General features: G+C 57.9%; 12 protein-coding genes and 2 pseudogenes. 10 read left to right on the top strand and 4 right to left on the bottom strand.

The genetic code is table 11. The annotated features are described in order from the left end of the window. The first annotated feature begins 206 nt into the window (after nt 1-206). Nucleotides 207-461 (top strand): hypothetical protein, encoded by a 255-nt coding sequence (locus HZZ13_RS23440; RefSeq protein WP_197961879.1) that lies wholly within the window; start codon nt 207-209, stop codon nt 459-461. Between the two features lie 848 nt (nt 462-1309). On the opposite strand, the gene HZZ13_RS23435 is transcribed toward HZZ13_RS23440, so the two are convergent. Beyond that, entirely contained in the window at nt 1310-1543 is a 234-nt protein-coding gene (locus HZZ13_RS23435; protein ID WP_197961878.1) for a hypothetical protein, read from the bottom strand. Nucleotides 1544-2148: 605 nt separating this feature from the next. On the opposite strand from HZZ13_RS23435, the gene HZZ13_RS23430 reads away from it, so the two are divergent. Next, nucleotides 2149-2583: a UTRA domain-containing protein gene (locus tag HZZ13_RS23430; RefSeq protein ID WP_197961877.1), complete on the top strand. Its 435-nt coding sequence runs from the start codon at nt 2149-2151 to the stop codon at nt 2581-2583. A gap of 218 nt (nt 2584-2801) precedes the next feature. Here the strand turns inward: HZZ13_RS23430 and HZZ13_RS23425 are convergent, their stop codons facing one another. Then, nucleotides 2802-3572 carry a phosphocholine cytidylyltransferase family protein gene (locus tag HZZ13_RS23425; protein ID WP_197961876.1) on the bottom strand — a complete coding sequence of 257 codons (771 nt, stop codon included), beginning with the start codon at nt 3570-3572 and terminating at the stop codon, nt 2802-2804. Nucleotides 3573-3882: 310 nt separating this feature from the next. Continuing rightward, the gene (gene aepX, locus HZZ13_RS23420) at nt 3883-4740 is read right to left on the bottom strand and encodes a phosphoenolpyruvate mutase (RefSeq protein ID WP_197961911.1); all 858 of its coding nucleotides are present in this window, start codon (nt 4738-4740) and stop codon (nt 3883-3885) included. A 596-nt stretch (nt 4741-5336) separates the two neighbouring features. Between aepX and HZZ13_RS23415 the strand changes: the two genes are divergently transcribed. The 3 genes and pseudogenes from HZZ13_RS23415 (at nt 5337) to HZZ13_RS37240 (ending at nt 8810) form a co-directional block, all read left to right on the top strand. Continuing rightward, nucleotides 5337-5546, top strand: coding sequence for a helix-turn-helix domain-containing protein (locus tag HZZ13_RS23415; RefSeq protein WP_197961875.1), 210 nt, complete (start codon nt 5337-5339; stop codon nt 5544-5546). Between the two features lie 1400 nt (nt 5547-6946). After that, a pseudogene (locus HZZ13_RS37245) lies at nt 6947-7741 on the top strand (trehalose-6-phosphate synthase); the annotation flags it as partial. A 58-nt stretch (nt 7742-7799) separates the two neighbouring features. After that, a complete protein-coding gene (locus HZZ13_RS37240) occupies nt 7800-8810 on the top strand; it encodes a trehalose-6-phosphate synthase (RefSeq protein ID WP_311972749.1) in 1011 nt (336 codons plus the stop codon). A 113-nt stretch (nt 8811-8923) separates the two neighbouring features. Here HZZ13_RS37240 and HZZ13_RS23405 read toward each other — a convergent pair whose 3' ends face one another. Next, nucleotides 8924-9214, bottom strand: a complete 291-nt coding sequence (locus HZZ13_RS23405; protein WP_197961874.1) for a hypothetical protein — start codon at nt 9212-9214, stop codon at nt 8924-8926. 755 nt (nt 9215-9969) lie between these two features. On the opposite strand from HZZ13_RS23405, the gene HZZ13_RS23400 reads away from it, so the two are divergent. From HZZ13_RS23400 to HZZ13_RS23380, 5 genes and pseudogenes are all read left to right on the top strand, one after another. After that, nucleotides 9970-12084, top strand: coding sequence for a prolyl oligopeptidase family serine peptidase (locus HZZ13_RS23400; RefSeq protein WP_197961873.1), 2115 nt, complete (start codon nt 9970-9972; stop codon nt 12082-12084). A gap of 732 nt (nt 12085-12816) precedes the next feature. Next, nucleotides 12817-13023 carry a cold-shock protein gene (locus HZZ13_RS23395; protein ID WP_027575593.1) on the top strand — a complete coding sequence of 69 codons (207 nt, stop codon included), beginning with the start codon at nt 12817-12819 and terminating at the stop codon, nt 13021-13023. A 1450-nt stretch (nt 13024-14473) separates the two neighbouring features. Next, entirely contained in the window at nt 14474-16291 is a 1818-nt protein-coding gene (locus tag HZZ13_RS23390) for a prolyl oligopeptidase family serine peptidase (protein ID WP_311972748.1), read from the top strand. A 551-nt stretch (nt 16292-16842) separates the two neighbouring features. Continuing rightward, a pseudogene (locus HZZ13_RS23385) lies at nt 16843-17106 on the top strand (winged helix-turn-helix transcriptional regulator); the annotation flags it as partial. Between the two features lie 365 nt (nt 17107-17471). Continuing rightward, nucleotides 17472-18644: a TlpA disulfide reductase family protein gene (locus HZZ13_RS23380; RefSeq protein WP_197961872.1), complete on the top strand. Its 1173-nt coding sequence runs from the start codon at nt 17472-17474 to the stop codon at nt 18642-18644. The last annotated feature ends 1114 nt before the right edge of the window (nt 18645-19758 follow it).

The raw sequence follows: 19758 nt of genomic DNA, 5'->3' as shown, positions 1-19758 counted from the left end.
TTGTTCGCCTGACGCTATGTCGACCGTCTATCAATTTGCGGCGGCGCAGGTTTTGCGAGCGCTGACCGACGCTCAGCCGTTCCACTGGCTCGGCAGCCGTTCGATTTCGCTGCCCATTCGCGCAAATGGCCGCGATCCAAAGGCAAAGAGGCTGACTGCCAGGGAGCCGATGGTCCTCCATTCAACGAAATGGACTTGCAGTCCTGATGAATGAGCCGGCGCAAACCAGCAGTCGGAACTCCACCGGCGGAGATTGCTGGCGCGATCAAGGTCGCGCCCTGACGCAAACGCTTATCCTGATCTCGGTAGAGGAAAAGTATTCACAACAGATCATCAAGACCGATCAGATCGCGTTCTGCGAAGTAGCACGAATGAGTATGACCAAACTTGACGCTCCCTCGATTGTACTGGCAGCGCAACGGATCAAAGTTACCAGGCCCGGTGCCTACAGTATTATCTAGAAACACAGTTCGAAGCTCAGCGCCGGTAACGGGAGCCCTGGAGCACCCGATGCAACGGGCGGGGATCATTCCAGCGAGACAAACAGAAACGAAATCTGGCTATCCTTGGGGCCTGGCGGACCCGGCCTTGGGGCATTCACTAAGCAGCTCCAAGACGTGTATGTCGTGGTAGGCGAACTGGTCCATCCAAGCGGGCCAATCCCACCTGGTCTGCTGAACATTGTGTTTCTCTTCCGCGGGTTAGATCGGGGGGAGGCAGCAACGGTGGCGGCGGTGGAAACGGTGGCCCGCCTGGCATTGAGGAGATTTCGTAACGCCTGGACCGGGAGGCGGTATCGGCAGATATAGCTATTGCGGCGCGACGCCAGGCGACCCGTCCGGTGCTTACTTCAAGTCGACCAATCTCAGCAGCGGCAATCTCGCGGTCGATGGGCAGAAAGGGAGGGTCACGCCGTAATACTTCCGTCCGCGGGTCCTCTCTTCGATCAGCAGCTGATTGCCTTGTGCCTCGGGTCCTCTCATCGCTGAGAAGACCAAAGCTCGCAAGCGTGCGATTTGCCTGCCTTTTCGGTCGAGGCTTAGCGGTGTGTCGAGCGCAGACCCTCAGAGACTTGATAGAAAATGAAGGAATCGGGTAGGCTGGCTTATAGCGAGCTTTACCTCTAAAGCCGTCAACTTTGTTCGTGAATAAATGGCCTGAGTAACCGCTGCTCACAGAATATTACGAGGTCCAGGTCGGATGACGCCACAGCTTGAAATCTGATCATCACACGAGGCTATCACGACATGAGTGATGGGATTCCGGTCATGGGGGCAGGCGGCCAACGCCTACGCTCTTTGCATGTAGTTCATGGATCGGTCCGAAAATCGAGTTCGATCTCACGCGTCACCTCGATTATGCTCTCTGGATGGCGGCCGTTCTCGACAAAAGCGTATTTCAAAGCTTGGGCGCGGTTGACAAAAAGGCCGCCAAAGCAGCCCCTTTGTTCACGGGCGACCCAGTTACCGCGTCGGTTCCTGCCAACAAAAACAATCGGCGGTGCCGAGCCACGCGACGGAGGCTCGCAGAGCTGAGTCATCATGTCTCATCCGTGACCTGGCGGTTCAGGTTCACCAGTCGAGATGCTAAAAATCCATCGCCCGGCTTCCAGCTCGTGATCGAAATTGTGACGCTATCTTGCATGACCGCTCTCGAGACACTGGTGGCGTCAAACATCGGTTTCACTGCCGGCCGCCCATAGGTCGAGGCTCTGGTCGCCAGCCACCGACTTTGCCTACAGAATACGTCAAAGCTGAACCGAGTTCTGCTACCAGTTCTGGGGTCAACAAAGAATCCGGAGTATACTGAGTATGCCTGAGGACTTTGGCTCTGCCGTTGCTTTGGGCCAACGACGCGATCGATGCTTAAGGGCCCCGGCCTACTCACCCCTTGGGCCAAGATCAACATGACGCTGGGCCACCGTCATACGCGCCGCAGTTCGCCAGCAGGAGGGACTGCTACGTGTCGAGCAGGGGAGAGGCACCTCGTTGTCGAACATCCAACATCTTATCTGCTCTCCTCTCAAACCCGGCTGACCGATAATCTCATCTCGCAAGGCCGCCTGGCACGTCGTAAGATCCTGTCTGCTGCAACGATAAAGGCAGACGAGCGGCTCGCCGGCTACTCGACTTGCGGGCTCGTGACGATGTGCTGCGCATCGACACACTGAGCTATCAGGACGAGATCCCAATCGTCATTGCGCATAGCTACTTTCCGGCGAAACGCACTCCCGGACCGCTGGACAAATTCTCTGGCGCCAACTCGATCTCGACTGCTCTCAGGCGCATCGGAATTGACGACTACTCGCGACAGTGGGTGACGATAAGCGCACGTCTGCCCTCTGCGCAGGAGGCGCGCCTGCTTGGAATGTCCACTTCGGCGCCGGTCTTCGTCAAAGAGAGCCTTGACTGCTCCGGGGGTATTCCGATCAAATTTGGCGAGAATGTACTGTGCGCACCAAGAATCAGCTTCAGATTCGATTTTAAAGAGATTAGTTCCGCGGAGCAGCCGCTTACAGGAAAGCCTCGATCCGGAAAAGCGCAAGCGAGCAAATCGAAATCATCTGCTTTCGAAATCATCTGAGGCAATCAGCGGCCGCGTTGGTTGCGGCCCCATCAAGCTGGCGGGCTTGGCATCATTACACGGCCGGTATCGGAGGCAGCCGCAGGTCGTGAAGAGGCGCAGCGTCAAATCTTCCGTGATCGTTGCGCATAGCTACTTTCCGGCGAAACGCACTCTCGGACCGCTGGACAAATTCTCTGGCGCCAACTCGGTCGTGAACCTCGCCCTGCGCGGTTGGATCAAACGTCGGCTCTTGCGAAGATGCGTTCGGCGGTACGCAGATCTTCCGCGTCGTCGATTTCGTACCACCTGAGATCATCGCATCTCACCGCAGCAAGCAGCAGGCCTTGTGTTTCCACGAGAAAGGAAAGTAGCTCCTCGGTGTAGGCTTGGATAGCTCCGGACTTGATCATATCGTCTAGGGCCGGAATAACCTCTGTCCGCAGAGTAGACGCGGACAGCCGTAACAGATTCATCGTCTTGTAAAGAGGCGGGTCACCCGCGATGAGATTTCTCGCTGTTTGTTTCAAACGAAACTCTGAAATGAAGCCAAGATCGGACAACAGGACCGCTGATCCCTGCATCAGCTCGGGGAAGGGAGCGACAGCAGCCGCGTCGGGCGCTTCACTGATGAGCAGCTGCCGCAATACATTTTCCTCGAAGAAGACGTCGCCCTCAAGAAGGAAGTGGTCCCCGGAAGCGAGCGCGTCACGCGCCTGCCAGAGCGAATACGCGCTCCCAGTACGGTCGTAAACAGGGGATTCGACGTATTTGATTGCAACGCCGCCAAAGCGGCTGCCGCAGGCGTCTTGGATCGCCTCTTTGCGATACCCGACAACAATCGTCACCTGTTCCACGCCGACACGCCCAAGGTTATGTAGCGCGTTGTGCAGGATGGGAGTGCCATGAACTTGGACTAGAGGTTTCGGGTTTAGCTCCGTTAGCGGCCGCAGACGAGAGCCAACTCCAGCGGCAAGAATGACAGCATTCTTGGGAGGATTCGCAGGCATTTCATTCGCTTTCTATCCCGTGTATGACGCGCGAGCGTTTCGAACGTCTCTGTTCAGTCTTGCGGACCGCCGCAGACCTGTCAGATGGCCCCGAAGATTGAAACACGTCGGTATGATCGTCATCCGCGGATAGGGCTTTCTTACCAAGTGGCAGGGGAAAGCTGTTCCGCCGCGTCAGAGCGTTACAAGGATTACAAAGTTGACTGCCTGTTGGTTGACACTGAAGCAAGACTGACGAGAGGCGAGGGGTGTTCGCATCGCGCGGGCTTTCAAGAGAGCAACCTTAAAAGACAAAACCTGTCACCATAGATTAGCGGGGCTGCAGATATCGTTTTTCGGCCAATGCGAGTTCGTCGTACCTCAGGAGCTCGAAGATCTCGCTGACGGGGGCGATATGAGATTCAATGCTCGCAACGCTCTCGTGAGCTGCGATGCTATCGCAGACACGCCGCATTGCAGCTGCTGCAGCTCGCATAGAGTGATTGGCCCAGATGACCGTGGAGATCCCCGCATCGCGAAAAGTTGACACTGGCGTTCGATAGTAGGTCGTCGGAACAATCACAACGGGTAGCCGGTTCCGCCACTCGCTGACAAACGAAAGCATTTCGTATGCGGTACTTTTTCGCGAGTGAATCAAGATTGCATCGGCGCCTGCCTCGGCATAGGCATGAGCACGCAAGATGGCTTCGTTCAATCCATGTCCAGCGATCAGCGCTTCGATCCTAGCCACGAGAACAAGGTGTTCAGCGACCGTATCTTTCACAGCCCGCAGGCGACCGGCGAATTCATCGATATCGGCGAGCGGATGCCGCTCACCAATGAGCGAGTTCATCTTCGGGAAGCAGCTGTCCTCAAGCGAAACGCCCGCCGCGCCAGCCTGATGAAGTTTTCGTGTGAGGAGGCGAGCATTGTTGAAATTGCCGAAGCCCCCGTCACCGTCAACGAGCACAGGTAAATCGGTCGAGTCCACTATGCGTTCGACGCTCTGGACGAGCTGGGTCCATGAAGCTTCATTGGCATCGCGATAGCCGAGCGAACTGGCAATCGACAAACCAGAGGCCCAGAGCCCCTTGAATCCCGAGCGCTGGGCGATCGTGGCAGACAGGCCATCATGCGCTTCCATCAAAAACGACAGATCATCATTCGAGCACACCTGGGCGCGAAGCATTTCGACAGACGACGGACGAGTGCATTGATGACCTGCGTTTGGCCGCACGGATTGTGGCTGATACTGCATACAGAAATCCTGAAAGCCGAGCTTCGATTGGCGCAAACTTCACTATTCATATTGTTTTGTCGTGATGTCGATCAATGACCAGCGTTGGTAGTTTATTGGGGCGTAAAAGCTTGCATGATCGCCATAGGATTGGCGCCGAACGCTAGCCAATCGTTATGGTCGATGAGCGTCGAGCCGACACGCTGGAAAGGAAAGCTTTGGTGCAAGTGAAAGATCTGGGCTCGCGAGCCCCGTGCTACGGCCCTTCACAGAGCATTCAGCCCTGGCGGGAAGAGCGCCTGGTCAAAGGGTGATATCCAGCTCACACAGATGTTGAAATATCGACTGCTACGATTGTCGTAAATGCTGCTATTGCGTTGAGACATATGTCGCAATCCCGTCGAGAAGGCTGCAGTTCGATGGCAGTCTCCCGAGAACGGACCGGCAATCTCCCAAGAACTTGTCCTGGCGCGAGAATTTGCGGGTGTCACTGAGTGGCATGGCACTTGCTGATCTCGTTCTTGGCCTCTCGGCTCCAGGAGAAATTCATGGCGGATGAAGAGGTTGTGCTGTCGGAACGGGAGAGACAGTGTTTGCGATGGGTGGAGGAGGGGAAGTCATCCTGGGCGATTGCAGTCATCCTGGGCGTGAGCGATAACACCGTCAACTTTCATATCAAGAATGCGATGCGAAAGCTGGAAACGACCAGCCGGACCCAGTGCGTCGTCAAGGCGCGGCGTCTGGGTCTTCTTGAGTAACGGTCGCAGTTCCGTTGCCCCTGAAGAGGGCCTGCTTCTATTTCGTCGCCGATTGTCACGCGGCGCCGTGGACCACTAGGCGAGATGAGATCACCGGCGCATAACGAAGTTCGACGGCCGTCGGCTTCCTGTATAAGCGTTGTGGTCGGTCCGCCCCCCGCTGCGGGGGCGCGGCGGCCGTATGCGGGACGCAAGCTGAAGAGAGGTGATCGTCGCGGCTTAGGTGCTGAAGTCGTGCTGATCGGAACGGCGGGATAGACGGACTAGCCCGTATACGAAGACGGCAGTGATAGTTCGTAAACGCAGTTCGAAACGCGTGCTGCTGGTAGACGCTCCAGCACACGCTCTGCGCGCTCAACCAAGTGCGGCCGATCCTCACAAGCGTAGCTAGCTGATGAATTGCCCTTCGCGTTTCTCGATGATCTAGCGGATTTGAGCCATAAGCTGGATATGTTTGCGGCGGGGCCGCGATCCCGGTGTTTCTGGAAAGGCAGGCGACCCGAAGTCGATTTTACTGAGTTGGACCACGACCAGAGGGCGTCATCGATGATTTCGAAAGGAGGAGTCGAGGCGCGCAACGTGGCCACAAATCGGTGCGCTCATTATGCATTCTCCGCGAGGTGGGTACGACTCGCACGGAGCCATTAATCACGCACGTCCCCCGCTAAACTGGTCAAGCATTCGAGCTGCAATTTCGTTCGTTATCGCATAGTGGGAGCCGGCCGGATTGTTTGTGCCGCCGCCAGAGCATCAAGCCGACCACATCGGAGGTATCGTCCTCACGGTATGAAGGGGCATGTCATGGAAGCGGATCGTATCGTCGCACAGGGCCACAACCTGATAGAGCCAAGGTCGTGGGCCGCTGCAGCTTGAAAGAAGCTTCTCTGCAGGTTTTTACCTCGCATTCGGATGGGCGCTGATACGCCACGGAGCACCACCCCAGGAGCCCTATGATGGCCGTCTATATCGTACCGTCAGGATGCCGCAGCGCCGCCGATGTTCGCGAGCCGATCTGCGACATCCAGAGGATTGACCTACTCCATAGACCTCGTCAATGCGCGCTCGCGCCGTTCAAAGGGAGCCGATCAGGACGGTGACTTCGCCAGAGCGCCCGAATCTTCCTAGCGTCGAGACCGATTGTGCGTCGCCGGCTACGACGGCAACGCTCTGCTTGCACTCATTAAATCGTTCAAGCCGACCGTCGTCTTGCCTTAGGCCGACAAATTCTCGCCTCATCCCCCACGACCACCTTGAAGTCCTGGTTGGATGCGTAATCCGACGAATTTGCTCGACTGGTCAGCTTCCGGAAAGCTGGACCTGTCATCGTGGCGTAATGGAGATATCTCGGGGCCGATCTGCGACCTGCATCGAACTTAAACATCGCCAAAGGGAGTTACGAGATGGTTCGAATCCATGACACCCTCCACACCGCAAGGTTGGATTCCAGCAGCACATCAGGCGCGACCCAGCAAGATGAAACCTTAGGCCAAGCGGCCTTCGCCCTGCACCTCGATGCGATACCCTTGGAGCAGGAGCAAGAAGGAGGTGCAGGTCCTTCCCATGCTGTTGCCTCCGCCGACGCGGAACATCGCTCGGTAAACCAGCAACCCGACATGAAGCTGGTCGTCATTTCGAACCGCGGCGCGCCATTCGACCCCAATAAACCCCAGACCGGCGGACTTGCCGCAGCCCTCGAGCCGGTCGTCGAACGTTCCGGCGCGGTCTGGATGTTCTCCTCGGAGAACCGCGGCGACGGGACTGAGCGGCCCCTGCCACTCGTGAAGGCTGGCGAAGGCCATGTGGCCGAACTCGATCTGCCGGCCGCGCACTATCGCGGCTACTATCGAGATTATTCGAATTCAACCTTGTGGCCGGTATTACACTCCCTGTCCGACCGGATGTCGCGCGCGGAAGAGGGATACGACAGCTATCGACAGATGAACAACTTCATCGCGCGTGCGGCGTTCGACTTGCGGGATCGGGACGCATTCTGGGTGCATGATTATCATTTGCTCCCGCTCGGGGGCGATCTGCATAACCTCGGCATCGAGCGGCCGACCGGCTTCTTTCTGCACACGCCATGGCCGACGCCCGACATGATAGAGCGCGTACCCAATTATCGCGAACTGATGAAGTCGATGCTGGAATACGATCTGCTCGGCTTTCAGACAAACCGGGATCTGAACAATTTCTTGGCCTCCTTGCGAACCTATTTCGGGCTGGAGAGCAAGGATGGCGTCGTGACCACGGAGCGTGGCCAGACGCGACTTCAAAAAAATCCCAATCGGTATCGACCCCAGGCAATTCGCACAGTATCTTGCGGCAGAGCTCTCGCCCGCAGAGCAAGAAAAAATCTCGTCATTATTGCAAAGCTTCGAGGGCGCCAAGTTCGCAATCGGCGTGGACCGGCTCGACTACACGAAAGGCATCGACAAACGCGTCGAAGCGTTTAACCAGCTCTTGGCGGCCGAGCCGGGCAGCATCTCGCTGTTGCAGATCGCGCCGTCCTCACGCGCCGACGTCGACGAGTATCGAAAGTACAAGGAGGACGTGGAGAATGCGATCAACCATGTCAATGCCGAGCATGGCACAGAGGAGTGGAGGCCGATCCACTACACGAATGAGCCGTTCAGCCAGGCTGCACTCGCGCGTCTTTACCGCGCGGCACATGTAGGTGTCGTCACGCCGCTGCGGGACGGCATGAATCTGGTCGCGAAAGAATATGTTGCTGCCCAAGATCCGGAGGATCCCGGCGTTCTGGTATTATCGAAGTTTGCTGGGGCGGCTGAAGACTTCAACGAGGACGAGGCCCTGCTGGTAGATCCAAACCATCCCGAAGAAATTGCGGACGCTATTTCGAAAGCGGCCAATATGCCGCTTGACGAGCGTGTGAAACGCTGGCGGTCGATGATGGATAAGATTGAATCCTATACCATCCACGACTGGTCGGCGGACTACCTCCGGGAGCTGGACAAGAGCCGCATCACCATTCCGGCTGATCAGTTCCACCATCTCGGTCTCGGCTGGACCAACGAGGCTCAAATGCCCCTGTATCAAAACTATGCCGCGGCGCTGACCGCCTATAGCGAGATCGATCCCGCTGATGCCGCTTTGAAGCAGGCTGCCTATGAAGACGTGAAGTTGGCCTTTGAGGCTTTGGCGGCCCCACTGAAGCATACACAGGACAGACTCTGGGATCTGCCGGCGCCGGCAGCTTCACGCGATGGTCATCGTGGACAAGAGCTCGGTGCCCGCGAGGACTGACCGCGAAAAGCATAGCGCGGCGGATGACAGGCTTCTATAGCAGGACGGAGAAGCAATCCAGGGCGCTGACGCGATTCTCGCGGGCGGCGCAGGGCCGCATGAAAATCAAGACATCATGCGAGTGGTCCATGATCAGAAGGGGGCGATACAGTCAACTCAGGTTCTATCTCTAAACGACGCTGAAGCGAGTGGTGGCGGCGCCAGTCGGCGCGCTGCTGCCCGTTGATCGCTCCGCCCCGGAAAGCGGCGCTTGCTCTGAGCCGCAACAGCACCGTTACGGAACAGTTCGCAGTAGGGTTTGCACTAGCCTTGAACCAGCCCGGATGATCCGGCAGCAGCGGGCATTCTCGATCGAAAATCTCGCCGTTGATCTTCTTTGCGTAATAGGGGTCGATGAGGACCACGGCTCGTGCCTGGGTCCCCGCCGGGTGGATCAGGATCGCTTAAGCTGGACCGTAGCTCCCTCCATTGCTGCTGATGCCCAGCTTCATTTCGCCGTTTTGCGCCGAACAACCTGATCTGGTGCTTGTACCTGTTGTTGATTGCTGGCTCAATCTCAAGACGTGTTGCAACGTAGGCCGTTGCTAGGGCGCTTTTACTCTCCTCGTCTCGAGCGCAATCCTCTCGGCAATCAGTCAACGAACCGAGCTATCGGCGTGACTAGTGGATTTCGCGAGGAAAAAGCTCGTTCAAAATGGGCAGCGCTTGCAGTCAACGAGTCGGACGTCGCCAATGCATACCACCCTTGCCGACGTCGACTTGGCTGCTGATCAATGCGCAGCTCTTCGTGGGGATGATGCCTGTCGACAAGCCGGTCCGGTGACGCTAGCGAAAGGAACAAGCTCATATGCGGAGGAAAGGAGCATCGCTGCGTCCCGGGTTTTTGCCACTGAAGACTAAAATCAAAGGCGCTGTCTGGCAGGCGGTTCGCCGACACGCTGTGATGTCCGCTTGGCAACCAATGTCGGCAACCGAACAGGGTCGTGCAGCTCCGAACGGCTGAAACTTGCGACTCTTTAGCCGGCACGCAGCTTGCAGTGAACGGCCCGCCACATAGCGCAAGCCGCGCTATGTCATGCGTTTGCGTGCTTTCCGCCGCTTCTGCTTGACGCGCCGCGGCCTGCGATGGTGGCCTCTCGACCTTAGCCGGAGCGAATCCATGAAGACATCACTCCTCTCCGCCACGTTGCTTTCGATTGCCTGCTTCGCCTCCACGGCGCTGCGAACGGATGCGGCGGTGACTGATGACCCATTCCTTTGGCTCGAGGAGATCGAAGGGCCAGACGCAGTGGCTTGGACTCGCGCCGAGAACGAGAAGACGCTTGGGGTGCTTCAGTCAGATCCTCGCTATGGGCACTTCTACGGACAGGCGCTCTCCATCCTGCAGGCCAAGGATCGGATCGCATATGTTTCATTGAAACGGCGCGGCTTGGAGAATTTCTGGCAAGACGAGAACCAGGTGCGCGGGGTCTGGCGGCGCACCACGCTCGAGAGCTATCGTAGCAAAGACCCACAGTGGGAAACCATTCTCGACGTGGACGCCTTGGCGGTCGCCGAGAACAGGAATTGGATCTTTCATGGTAGCAGATGCCTTCCGCCTGAAGAGCGCCTCTGCCTGATTAGTCTTTCCGATGGCGGCAAGGATGCCGCGACCATACGAGAGTTCGACTGCGACACCAAGACCTTCGTTGCGGGTGGCTTCTATCTCCCTGAGGGCAAGCAGCACGTCAGCTGGGTTGATCGTGACACACTCCTTGTTGCACGGGACTGGGGCGAGGGGACTTTGACGCAAGCCGGCTACCCCTTTGTGGTGAAGGAGCTCAAACGCGCTCAGCCGCTCAGTGAGGCTCGCGAGATCTTTCGTGGCGAGCCCTCCGACGTTAGGGCGTCCCCCTTCGTGCTTCGTGACAGCGACGGCAATATTCACGCGACCGGCGCGATCCGCGCAATCAGCTCTTTCGAGTCCGAGTATGTGGTCTTCCGCCCCGATGGGCCCGTCAAGCTCAATCTGCCGAAGAAGGCCGCAATAGTCGGTCTGGTACGTGGTCGCCTGCTCGTAAGGCTTGATGAAGATTGGAGGCCGCCAGGCGATATCAGCTTCGCCGCCGCATCGCTGATTTCGTATGATCTGGCCGAATGGCAACAGGATCCGCTGCGCGCCAAAGCCTCGCTCGTCTTTCAACCTGGGCCCCGCCAAGCCCTGAGCGGGTTAGGCGTTACAAAGAATTTGTTGATCATGACGATCCTTGAGAACGTTCAGAGCAAAGCGTTCGCTTATAAGTACGATCAAGGAGCTTGGTCGGCGACGCCGATCTCGCTGCCGGAACATGCAAATATCAGCCTGTCGGCCAGCTCCGATGGAGCGGACCAGGCGATGTTCGCGGTCTCGAGCTATCTCAGACCAACCTCACTCTGGTATTTTGATGGCGAAAGCAAAAGCCTTGAGGAATTGAAGAAGACACCGTCTGCCTTCGATGCGTCCAACCATATCGTGGAGCAGCTCGAAGCCACTTCGCGTGATGGCACGTCAATTCCCTATTTTCTGGTGCGGCCCAAGAACGCAAGGTTTGATGGCACGCTCCCGACGCTTCTCTATGGCTATGGCGGTTTCCAGGTTTCGCTTCTGCCCTCGTATCTGGGACCGGAGGGCCGGCTATGGCTGGAACAGGGCAATGCCTATGTCGTTGCGAACCTGCGCGGGGGCGGCGAGTTCGGCCCACAATGGCATCAAGCCGCCCAGGGGGCAACAAAGCAGACCACATGGGATGATTTCATTGCCGTCGCCGAGGACCTGATCAGCCGCAAGATCACGGGTCCACGCCGGCTAGGAGTCATTGGCGGGAGCCAGGGCGGCCTGCTCGTTGGCGCCGCAATCACCCAACGTCCCGAGCTCTTCAACGCGGCGATCATCAAGGTGCCGCTGTTTGACATGCTTCGATACACCAAACTGGGCGCGGGCGCCTCCTGGATCGGCGAGTACGGTGACCCCGCCATTGCCGAGCAGCGTGCCTGGATCGAAGGCTACTCGCCTTACCAGAAGCTGGTGGCGGGCAAGACTTATCCTGTTCCCTTAATTCTTACCTCGACCAAGGACGACCGCGTGCATCCAGCGCACGGCCGCAAGGCTGCCGCGAAGCTCGCCGCGCTGGGCCAGCCTTACTTCTATTACGAGAACATCGACGGGGGGCACAGCGCCGCCGCCAACCTCAGGGAATATGCGCGTCAACTGGCCCTTGAATACACCTATGCATCGAGGCGGCTTTGTTCTGAGTAAATTCAGTGGACGGGCTGATCGAAGCCGATAAAAAAGAAGCCATTGGTTATCTCAACGTCTTCACGATTCTCAGCTGAATTCGTCGAACCCAAAGCGAGAGGCTGAAGAGCCGCCAGCGGCGCGACGAAGTTCGTCAGATGCGCAAGTTACCGGTTTCAACAGGATCCACCGTTGCCGAGCGGGTTTTCCGGCTTCCCAAACACAACATGACAAGCGGATAACTTGCCAAATTGCGCTTCCGATTGTCTCGGCAGATCCTGCTCGTTCGACAGGGCGCGACGCGCGGTTGACATCCGAAGACGAACAGTCAAAGCACAGCCCTGCGGGCGTCTTCGTGCTTGAGAAAGAATTTCAGGGAGCTTCAATGCAGGCATGCGCGCATTGATAATCCTGCGCGACGCTGCGCAAAGGAGTTCACGACTGCCCTGTTGTTCAACGTCGAAAGCATTCGCCGGCTCTGGATGAGCGCGGCATGTTCGAGGCTCCGCACGTCTTCTGTAAGCCGGTGGCGAGCGACGAGTGAAGCGAAGGTCAAACGTCATCCGGGCTGAAGCCTTGAGGCGAAGTGTCGTCGACGTCAGGCCGCTTTTGTCGCTTGCACAATGAGGCCGCAGCTAGAGCACGCGATAAAAACGAGCACGTGGCCAGCGCAGCGACTCGTCTCTTGCCGACCCTCTTGATGGCCGGGAGACTGTTCGCTAGATCACAACGGTTCACTATGGAGATGCCGCCGTGGCAATGGGTATTGTGAAGTGGTTCAATTCGACCAAAGGTTATGGGTTCATCAGGCCTGAGGACGGAAGTCCCGACGTCTTCGTGCACATCAGTGCCGTCGAAAAAGCCGGTTACACCACCCTCGAAGAGGGGGCCCGGGTAAGTTATCAGCTCAAGGCCGGGCGTACGGGTAAGATGTCAGCTGAGGATCTCCGGGTCGGCTGATCCGCCTCGCCTCCGGAAATCGCTCTCTGCAAAGCGTGATCTCGCACTCGTCGGGCGATGCCTTGTGACGGCGCGCCGGGCGTTTGGCCTTTCGACGGTCTCTTCCAGCCATGAGGCTGTCTGTTGAGGCCGTCGATCGATCACTGCCGTCAGAGTTACAGGCGTTGCGAGCGCGGTCGCAGTGTGGGCGTGGCAAGATATTCCAGCCGCCACGAACGGCCCGAACCCTACGCTCGTGACCAACGCGCCGCGAAGTGCACGCCGCCGGGCCGAAGCGCTCTAAGATGCAAACTCCGAATCCCGGTCGATCAGAACTATCAGGATCGGCTGATTGGAGGTCATGAGAACGGCGATCTAGCTGGAAGCCTGGAAAGTCCCTATCCCCACTCCAGCACTTAACTAAGGCTTCAATCTGAATTCGCCGATGTAGGGCGAGATCGCCCGCGCCAGTACTCGTAAGCCTCAAGGGCGCCCGGCTGGTCCGACACGGCACGGTTGGGGGGCCGTTACATGGAATTGATCGTCAATTATATCGGGTGATCGCGTACGCGTGTCCGTTATCTCAGGCGCAAAAGCGCAGCGCATCCCTAAATCCCTGCGCTTGGAAGGAGATAGATAAGTGTGGCCCTCGCTTCACGTTGCTTTCCAGCGTCTCAACGAAACTAAGCTGGTAGTGTCCTGTTGCGTTATCGTCAAATCAGCGTTCGCAGATGTGCCATGAACACGGCCTTTTCCCGACGGCGATTTGGCTACTGCTCAACGAGCTCTCTTTATCGCACGGTGCTCGCTCGCAAATCACGCCGCCAACACTCAGGCGGCTAACAGCCCACACGCCCTCTGTCGGAACGCAAGCGTGCAGCCCCGCCGCAACATCGCGCTGCTGATGCGCTCCGGCGGCGGCTTCAAAGGGTGACGGCGAAACGTTACTCGGCGGACACCTGATTGTCAGCTTCAGAGCCAATGTCGGGAGCCTGGCATGGCGATGCGGCACGATGCGGCGGAAACCTGCTGTTTGTCGGCGGCATGCTGCTTGCACAGATCGAGCTGCGGGCGGCGCGACACGGCGCGTGCACGATCCCAACACGAATTTCGCTACGCAAGAACTTGCGGGCTCGGCCTGCGTGCCTGGTCTGAGGATAAGCCAAATGAAAAAGTCCCTTGTGCGCGTCGCGTTGCTCTGGATGATGTGTCTCACAGTCGCGCTGCTCCACGGGCAGTCTGGTGCGGCCCCAGTGGACGATCCGTTCCTCTGGCTCGAGGAGGTCGAGGGGCCGCGCGCATTGGCCTGGGCACAGGCCGAGAACGAAAAGACACTCGGCTTGCTGCAATCGGATCCTCGCTACGATCGCTTTTACCGGGACGCGCTGACGATCCTCCAGGCAAAAGATCGGATTCCGTCCGTTTCGCTGAAACGGCAAGGTCTCGAAACTTTCTGGCAAGACGAGAGCCCGTGCGCGGCATCTGGCGGCGCACTACGCTTGAGAGCTACCGTGGCCAGGATCCCCGATGGGAGACCATCCTGGACTTTGACGCGCTCGCTCTCGCCGAGAACAAGAACTGGGTCTACAAGGGTCGCAGCTGCCTTGGGCGGCGCTGCCTCGTCAAACTCTCCGACGGTGGCAAGGATGGCCTGTCCATACGCGAGTTCGACAGCGAAGCCAAAAGCTTTGTTGCAGGTGGATTCCAACTGCCCGAGGGCAAGCAGAGCGTCAGCTGGATTGATCGTGACACCGTCCTTGTTGCACGTGATTGGGGCGAGGGGACCACGACCGAGGCCGGCTTCCCGTTCGTGTTGAAGGAACTCAAGCGAGCTCAGCCGCTCGATAAGGCGCGCGAAGTCTTTCGCGGCCAGCACACCGACTTCAAGACCTTGCCCTTTGTGCTCGGAGCAGGGCGGATGGATGTAACCGGCGTGGTCCGTCAAATCAACTTCTTCGAGCGGCAGTATGTGCTGTTCGGGCCCGCCGGGCCGATCGAACTCGATCTGCCAAAGAAGGCCTTGATCGTCGGGATCGCGAGTGGCCGGCTACTTGTCAAACTGGACGAAGACTGGATCCGCTCCGGCGATACCAGCTTCAAGGCCGGCTCAATGATCTCGTATGATTTGGCCGAATGGAAGCAGGATCCGCTGCGTGCGAAACCCTCTGTCGTTTTCCAGCCCAACTGCCGGCAGGCACTCAGCGGATTTGGCACCACCAGGAATTTCCTGGTCGTGACCATTCTTGACAACGTTCAAAGCAAGGCGTTCGTCTACAGGTACGATCAAGGTGCATGGCATGCCACACCAGTCCCACTGCCAAAGAATGCGACCGTAAGGCTATCAGTCACTTCCGCGCAAAACGATGAAATGACGTTTACCGTCTCGAACTATCTCACGCCAACATCGCTTTGGTACTTTGATGCCGAAAGCAAACGGCTCGAGCTCTTGAAGACGGCACCTGCGACGTTCGACGCATCGAAGCATGTCGTGGAGCAGCTCGAGGTGACTTCGCGCGATGGCACGCGGATCCCGTACTCTCTGGTGCGGCCCAGGAGCGCAAGATTCGACGGGTCGACCCCGACGCTTCTCGATGGTTATGGCGGGTTTCAGGTTCCGCGCCTCCCTTCCTATGAGGGACCTCTGGGGCGGCTTTGGCTTGAGCAGGGGAATGCGTATGTTGTTGCCAACCTGCGGGGAGGCGGCGAGTTCGGTCCACCATGGCACCGGGCTGGCCAGGGAGCAACGAAGCAAAAGACGTGGGATGATTTTATCGCCGTCGCTGACGATCTGATCCGTCGGAAAGTCACAAGTCCGCGCCGGCTCGGCGTGATCGGCGCCAGCCAAGGGGGCCTGCTGGTCGGCGCTGCAATAACCCAGCGCCCCGAGCTTTTCAACGCGGCGATCATAGGGGCGCCGCTGTTGGACATGCTTCGATCACCTACTTGGGCGCGGGCGCGTCCTGGACCGCCGAGTATGGCGACCCGGCCATTCCCGAACAACGAGAGTGGATCGAAGCCTACTCGCCGTACCAAATGCTGGTACCCGGGCAAGACCTACCCGGAGCCTTTCATTCTTACCTCCACCAAGGACGACCGCGTGCATCCTGCGCACGGCCGTAAGGCCGCCGCGAAGCTCGCTGCGCTCGGTGAATCTTATTTCTACTTTGAGAACATCGACGGGGGGCACAGTACTGCCGCAAATCTCATCGAGCGTGCACGCCGGCTGGCTCTGGAATACACTTATGCATCCAGGCGGCTTTGCCCCGAGCCACCGGAAGGCGCACCCTAAAGGCCAACGGCACCGTGGTCGTAAACTTCAGCACTTCCATGCTAATGAACGAGCTGACGTCAGCAAAGTCGAGCCGACTGATCAGCTTCTTGTAGATCGCATCATAGACCTTTACGCTTGGCACCACCAGGCAGGGCAGATAATCGGTTTCAATGCAATGAATACTTAAGTGCTGGACTGGGGCGAATGGCAGCCAACTTATTTCAATCGTGTGTAGCTCAGTTCTGGAATGAACAGGTATTACTCGCTCGAAAGCGCCGGAATGATTGCCAGGCAGGGCGCTGCCTCTATTCAAACTATCTCGATGCACGCCCACACACCCTCGCGTGGCTGGCGTTCGGTGGGCGGCCAGAGACTCACGCGCGTTCCTTTCGGTTCTCGCCGTCTCTTACGACGTTGCGCAACACAATTGCAGAAAGGTACACAACCAGCTGTTTGAGACGAGCAATCTCTTGCTTGCAGTGTTCCAGCTCGTGCTGTTCGTCCGTCATCACCGATACCTCATGGCGATTCAATATCGCGGCGGAATTCACCTCAGGCGGGAGCTGATCATGCGATACGATCGAGTAGACGTCCACATCCTTGAGATTGTGCAAAAGAACAACCGCTTAACTTCCGAGGTGCTCGGCGAAGTAGCCGGGCTTTCTGCTACCACCCTGTCAACGACGACTGAATAGGCTCCGCTCAGAGGGCATCATCAAAGCCGACGTCTCAATCGTCTCGCCGAAGGCGGTGGGAAGACCTATTCAAATACTTGTGCTGGTCACCCGGAGCGGGAGCGCGCCTCACTTGCGAAATCGATCCTAACTGCCCTTGCTACATGATGCGTTCGGGCGGCGGCAGTTCTAGACGCGAGATCTTGCCGGATCGGCTCGCATGACCAAGTGCTCACCGACAAGGATTTCGTGTCCAACTTCTGACATGGGACAAAGTCCGTCAGGTTCAAAACACCGGCTGTGTTTGGGGTGTCTTGGAGTTTTCAAAGCGTAGTCAGGCGTTTGACGCGTGCGAACCGAGATGGCACGCCTTTTGCTGTTGGGATGCAGAAACACGGAGTGAGGGCTGAGCGCACACAAGATGCGCAAAACGCGTGATGCTCTCCAACCTGTGTGCTCCGTATGAGAGAAACAGGCAAGCGCACAAAGTCGCGCAACGAGTGGCAATAGTTTTGGAGAGCAACATGGTGCTGCGCATGGAGTCCCCAGCTCCTCCGATCAAGGTGGAGAACTGGCTGCGCGGCGAGCCCCTCACGAGCTTCCAGCCCGGGAAGGTGTACATCGTCGAATTTTGGGCAACTTGGTGCGGACCATGTGCGGAAGTCATGCCTCATCTAGTAGAGCTGCAAGAGAAATACAAAGACAGCGGACTTGAGCTGCTCGGCGTCGCAGCTTGCGAACAAGCTCCAACGGCGAACGAGGCCCGAACAACGTTGGACGCGTGGTTGACCGACAAGTTCTCGAACCTGAACTATCGGATCGGGTTCGATTCCACAGGCGAAATGAACAAGCTTTGGATGGACTCCAGCTTTTCTGTCGGGATTCCCACCTCGTTCGTCGTTGACCGTGACGGCCACATCGCCTTTATCGGTCATCCGATGGAGCTCGATGACGTCTTGCCGAAAGTTCTTAACGGCAGTTGGCGGACCAGCGATGAAGCCAAAGCCGCCGATACAGAGCGGATCGACAGCGGACGACGCGAAATGCGCGAAAGGACGCTGACTGAGTCGATTCTCGCCAAGCTTCGGCCGGCGATGGAGGCGGAGGATTGGGCAAAGGCGGTTTCGGCGGTCGAAGAGGCCGTCGCGGTGATGCCGGACGATCTCCGCTTCCGCGCACTCCATGCGGAACTGTTGCTTCACAAACTGCGCAACTTGCAGACCGGCTTGCCGGTTTTGAGGCAATTCGCTCGCGACGCGATCGACAAAAACGATGAGCAGTGGATGGAGTGGGCGCTGCGCCAACTCTTTGATCCGGCGAATGACAACTCCCACTTCCCGTCTGCCGAGCGCCTCGCGATGGGCAAAGAGTTGTCCGAACACATTCTTGCGCTGAATCCTCCGCAAGGGGACGGTGGCTTCAAGTACCTGTCCTATGGGACGGTCGCTCAGTATTATTATGAGAGCGGCAACAAGGATCGCGCAATCGAATTGATCGAGGTGGCGTTGAACTCGCTAGGCGGTCCTCAGCCTATCCCCGACGAACTGAAACAGGACGTCACGTCGACGTTGGTCGAAGCGCTGGCCAACTACAAGGGTGAGAAGGCTTGCTATGGGACTGTTTGTGCAACTCCACAAGACGGGTTTCCGATAGCGTCAAAGCGCAGGCAACGGAGCAAACAACAAAAAGAAGGGTGATCGTGGGAATTGCTCGCTTGCCATCATCAATTTCTGCGCGGCCAGTGGCAACTAAATCTGACGATCTGACGGTTTACACGAAATGCTAAACGACTCCTCCGTCATCAAGATGCACGTGCGCACAGCCATCGGGGCCGCCGGACCTACGCGGGCATCACCACGCTTCTGCAGACAGGCGAAGATGAATGTTGTCAATCCGCCGTACGCTCACCGCCATCCCGATGCAGAACGGAATCATGAAAAGGCAATTGCGAGTTGGAAGGCAATCTGATGGGCGGCAACGGCTGTCGTGCTGATCACACCCATCGGAAGCGCCGTTGCGAAAAAAAGGCCCGAAAACGGCACCGAAACCGGCGTCCCGGGTCGCCGAACCAAATCCCGGCAACGAAAGTCGCACTGTTCACAAGGCCGGTTGCGGCAAGCCGAATTGGCCTGATCAACAGAGTGCGTTGGTCGGGATGGCGGCGAGAGTGATCCACAAGCCTGGCGTCGGGTAGTTGACCGCCGCCATGAAACTGCGGATTCGCCAGGAGCCACAATGTCGGCAAGATGCCCCATGCCAGCCCGAACAGATATTGCTAGAAGCGCGATCGCTTGTTCGTGGCCGAGCGCAAGCACGATTTGCTCGCCCTGCACCGGCAAAAACCATAATCGGCGCCCACGGAAGGAATGCAGCCGATAGCCCCATGCGCAGCGAGCGCCATACCAGGGCTCTGTCCGCCGCGCCACGTGCTAGCGCCGCGCGCGCATCCAGCATCGAGATCACAATCACTACACAGTCCTGTGTGGTCTTGAGGGCATTCTCAAATTCGGCAAATTCTGATTCACCGAGTCGAGATCCGGGTGAACTCAAGCACGGAATCGACGTTGCGCGAGAGTTTGCGCAACAGATCGCGACCGGAGCGGATGGGCGCTCCCGCCTGTTTATCGACTATCTGCTCGACCTAACGATAATTTTGCATCGAACGATGGAATTCTTCATCGCCCGCTTCAGCTGGGCGCGCGGCGATCTCGGCCAACGGCGAGCGTATGCGGACAACGGCCGGGGCGTCGCATCGGGCTCTCGCCTTCGATCTTCGCGGTTCATGACAAACCGCCTGCAGGGCGGCTTCCC

Origin of the sequence: Bradyrhizobium agreste, from assembly GCF_016031625.1 — a bacterium.
GTDB classification, from domain to species: Bacteria; Pseudomonadota; Alphaproteobacteria; order Rhizobiales; family Xanthobacteraceae; genus Bradyrhizobium; species Bradyrhizobium agreste.
This window is presented reverse-complemented; position numbering and strand designations above follow the sequence as displayed.

Coding starts and splice junctions, on each gene's coding strand:
- HZZ13_RS23380 (WP_197961872.1), top strand. CDS start 17,472: ATGGTGCTGCGCATGGAGTCCCCAGCTCCTCCGATCAAGGTGGAGAAC.
- HZZ13_RS23440 (WP_197961879.1), top strand. CDS start 207: ATGAATGAGCCGGCGCAAACCAGCAGTCGGAACTCCACCGGCGGAGAT.
- HZZ13_RS23435 (WP_197961878.1), bottom strand. CDS start 1,543: ATGATGACTCAGCTCTGCGAGCCTCCGTCGCGTGGCTCGGCACCGCCG.
- HZZ13_RS23425 (WP_197961876.1), bottom strand. CDS start 3,572: ATGCCTGCGAATCCTCCCAAGAATGCTGTCATTCTTGCCGCTGGAGTT.
- HZZ13_RS23400 (WP_197961873.1), top strand. CDS start 9,970: ATGAAGACATCACTCCTCTCCGCCACGTTGCTTTCGATTGCCTGCTTC.
- HZZ13_RS23415 (WP_197961875.1), top strand. CDS start 5,337: ATGGCGGATGAAGAGGTTGTGCTGTCGGAACGGGAGAGACAGTGTTTG.
- aepX (WP_197961911.1), bottom strand. CDS start 4,740: ATGCTTCGCGCCCAGGTGTGCTCGAATGATGATCTGTCGTTTTTGATG.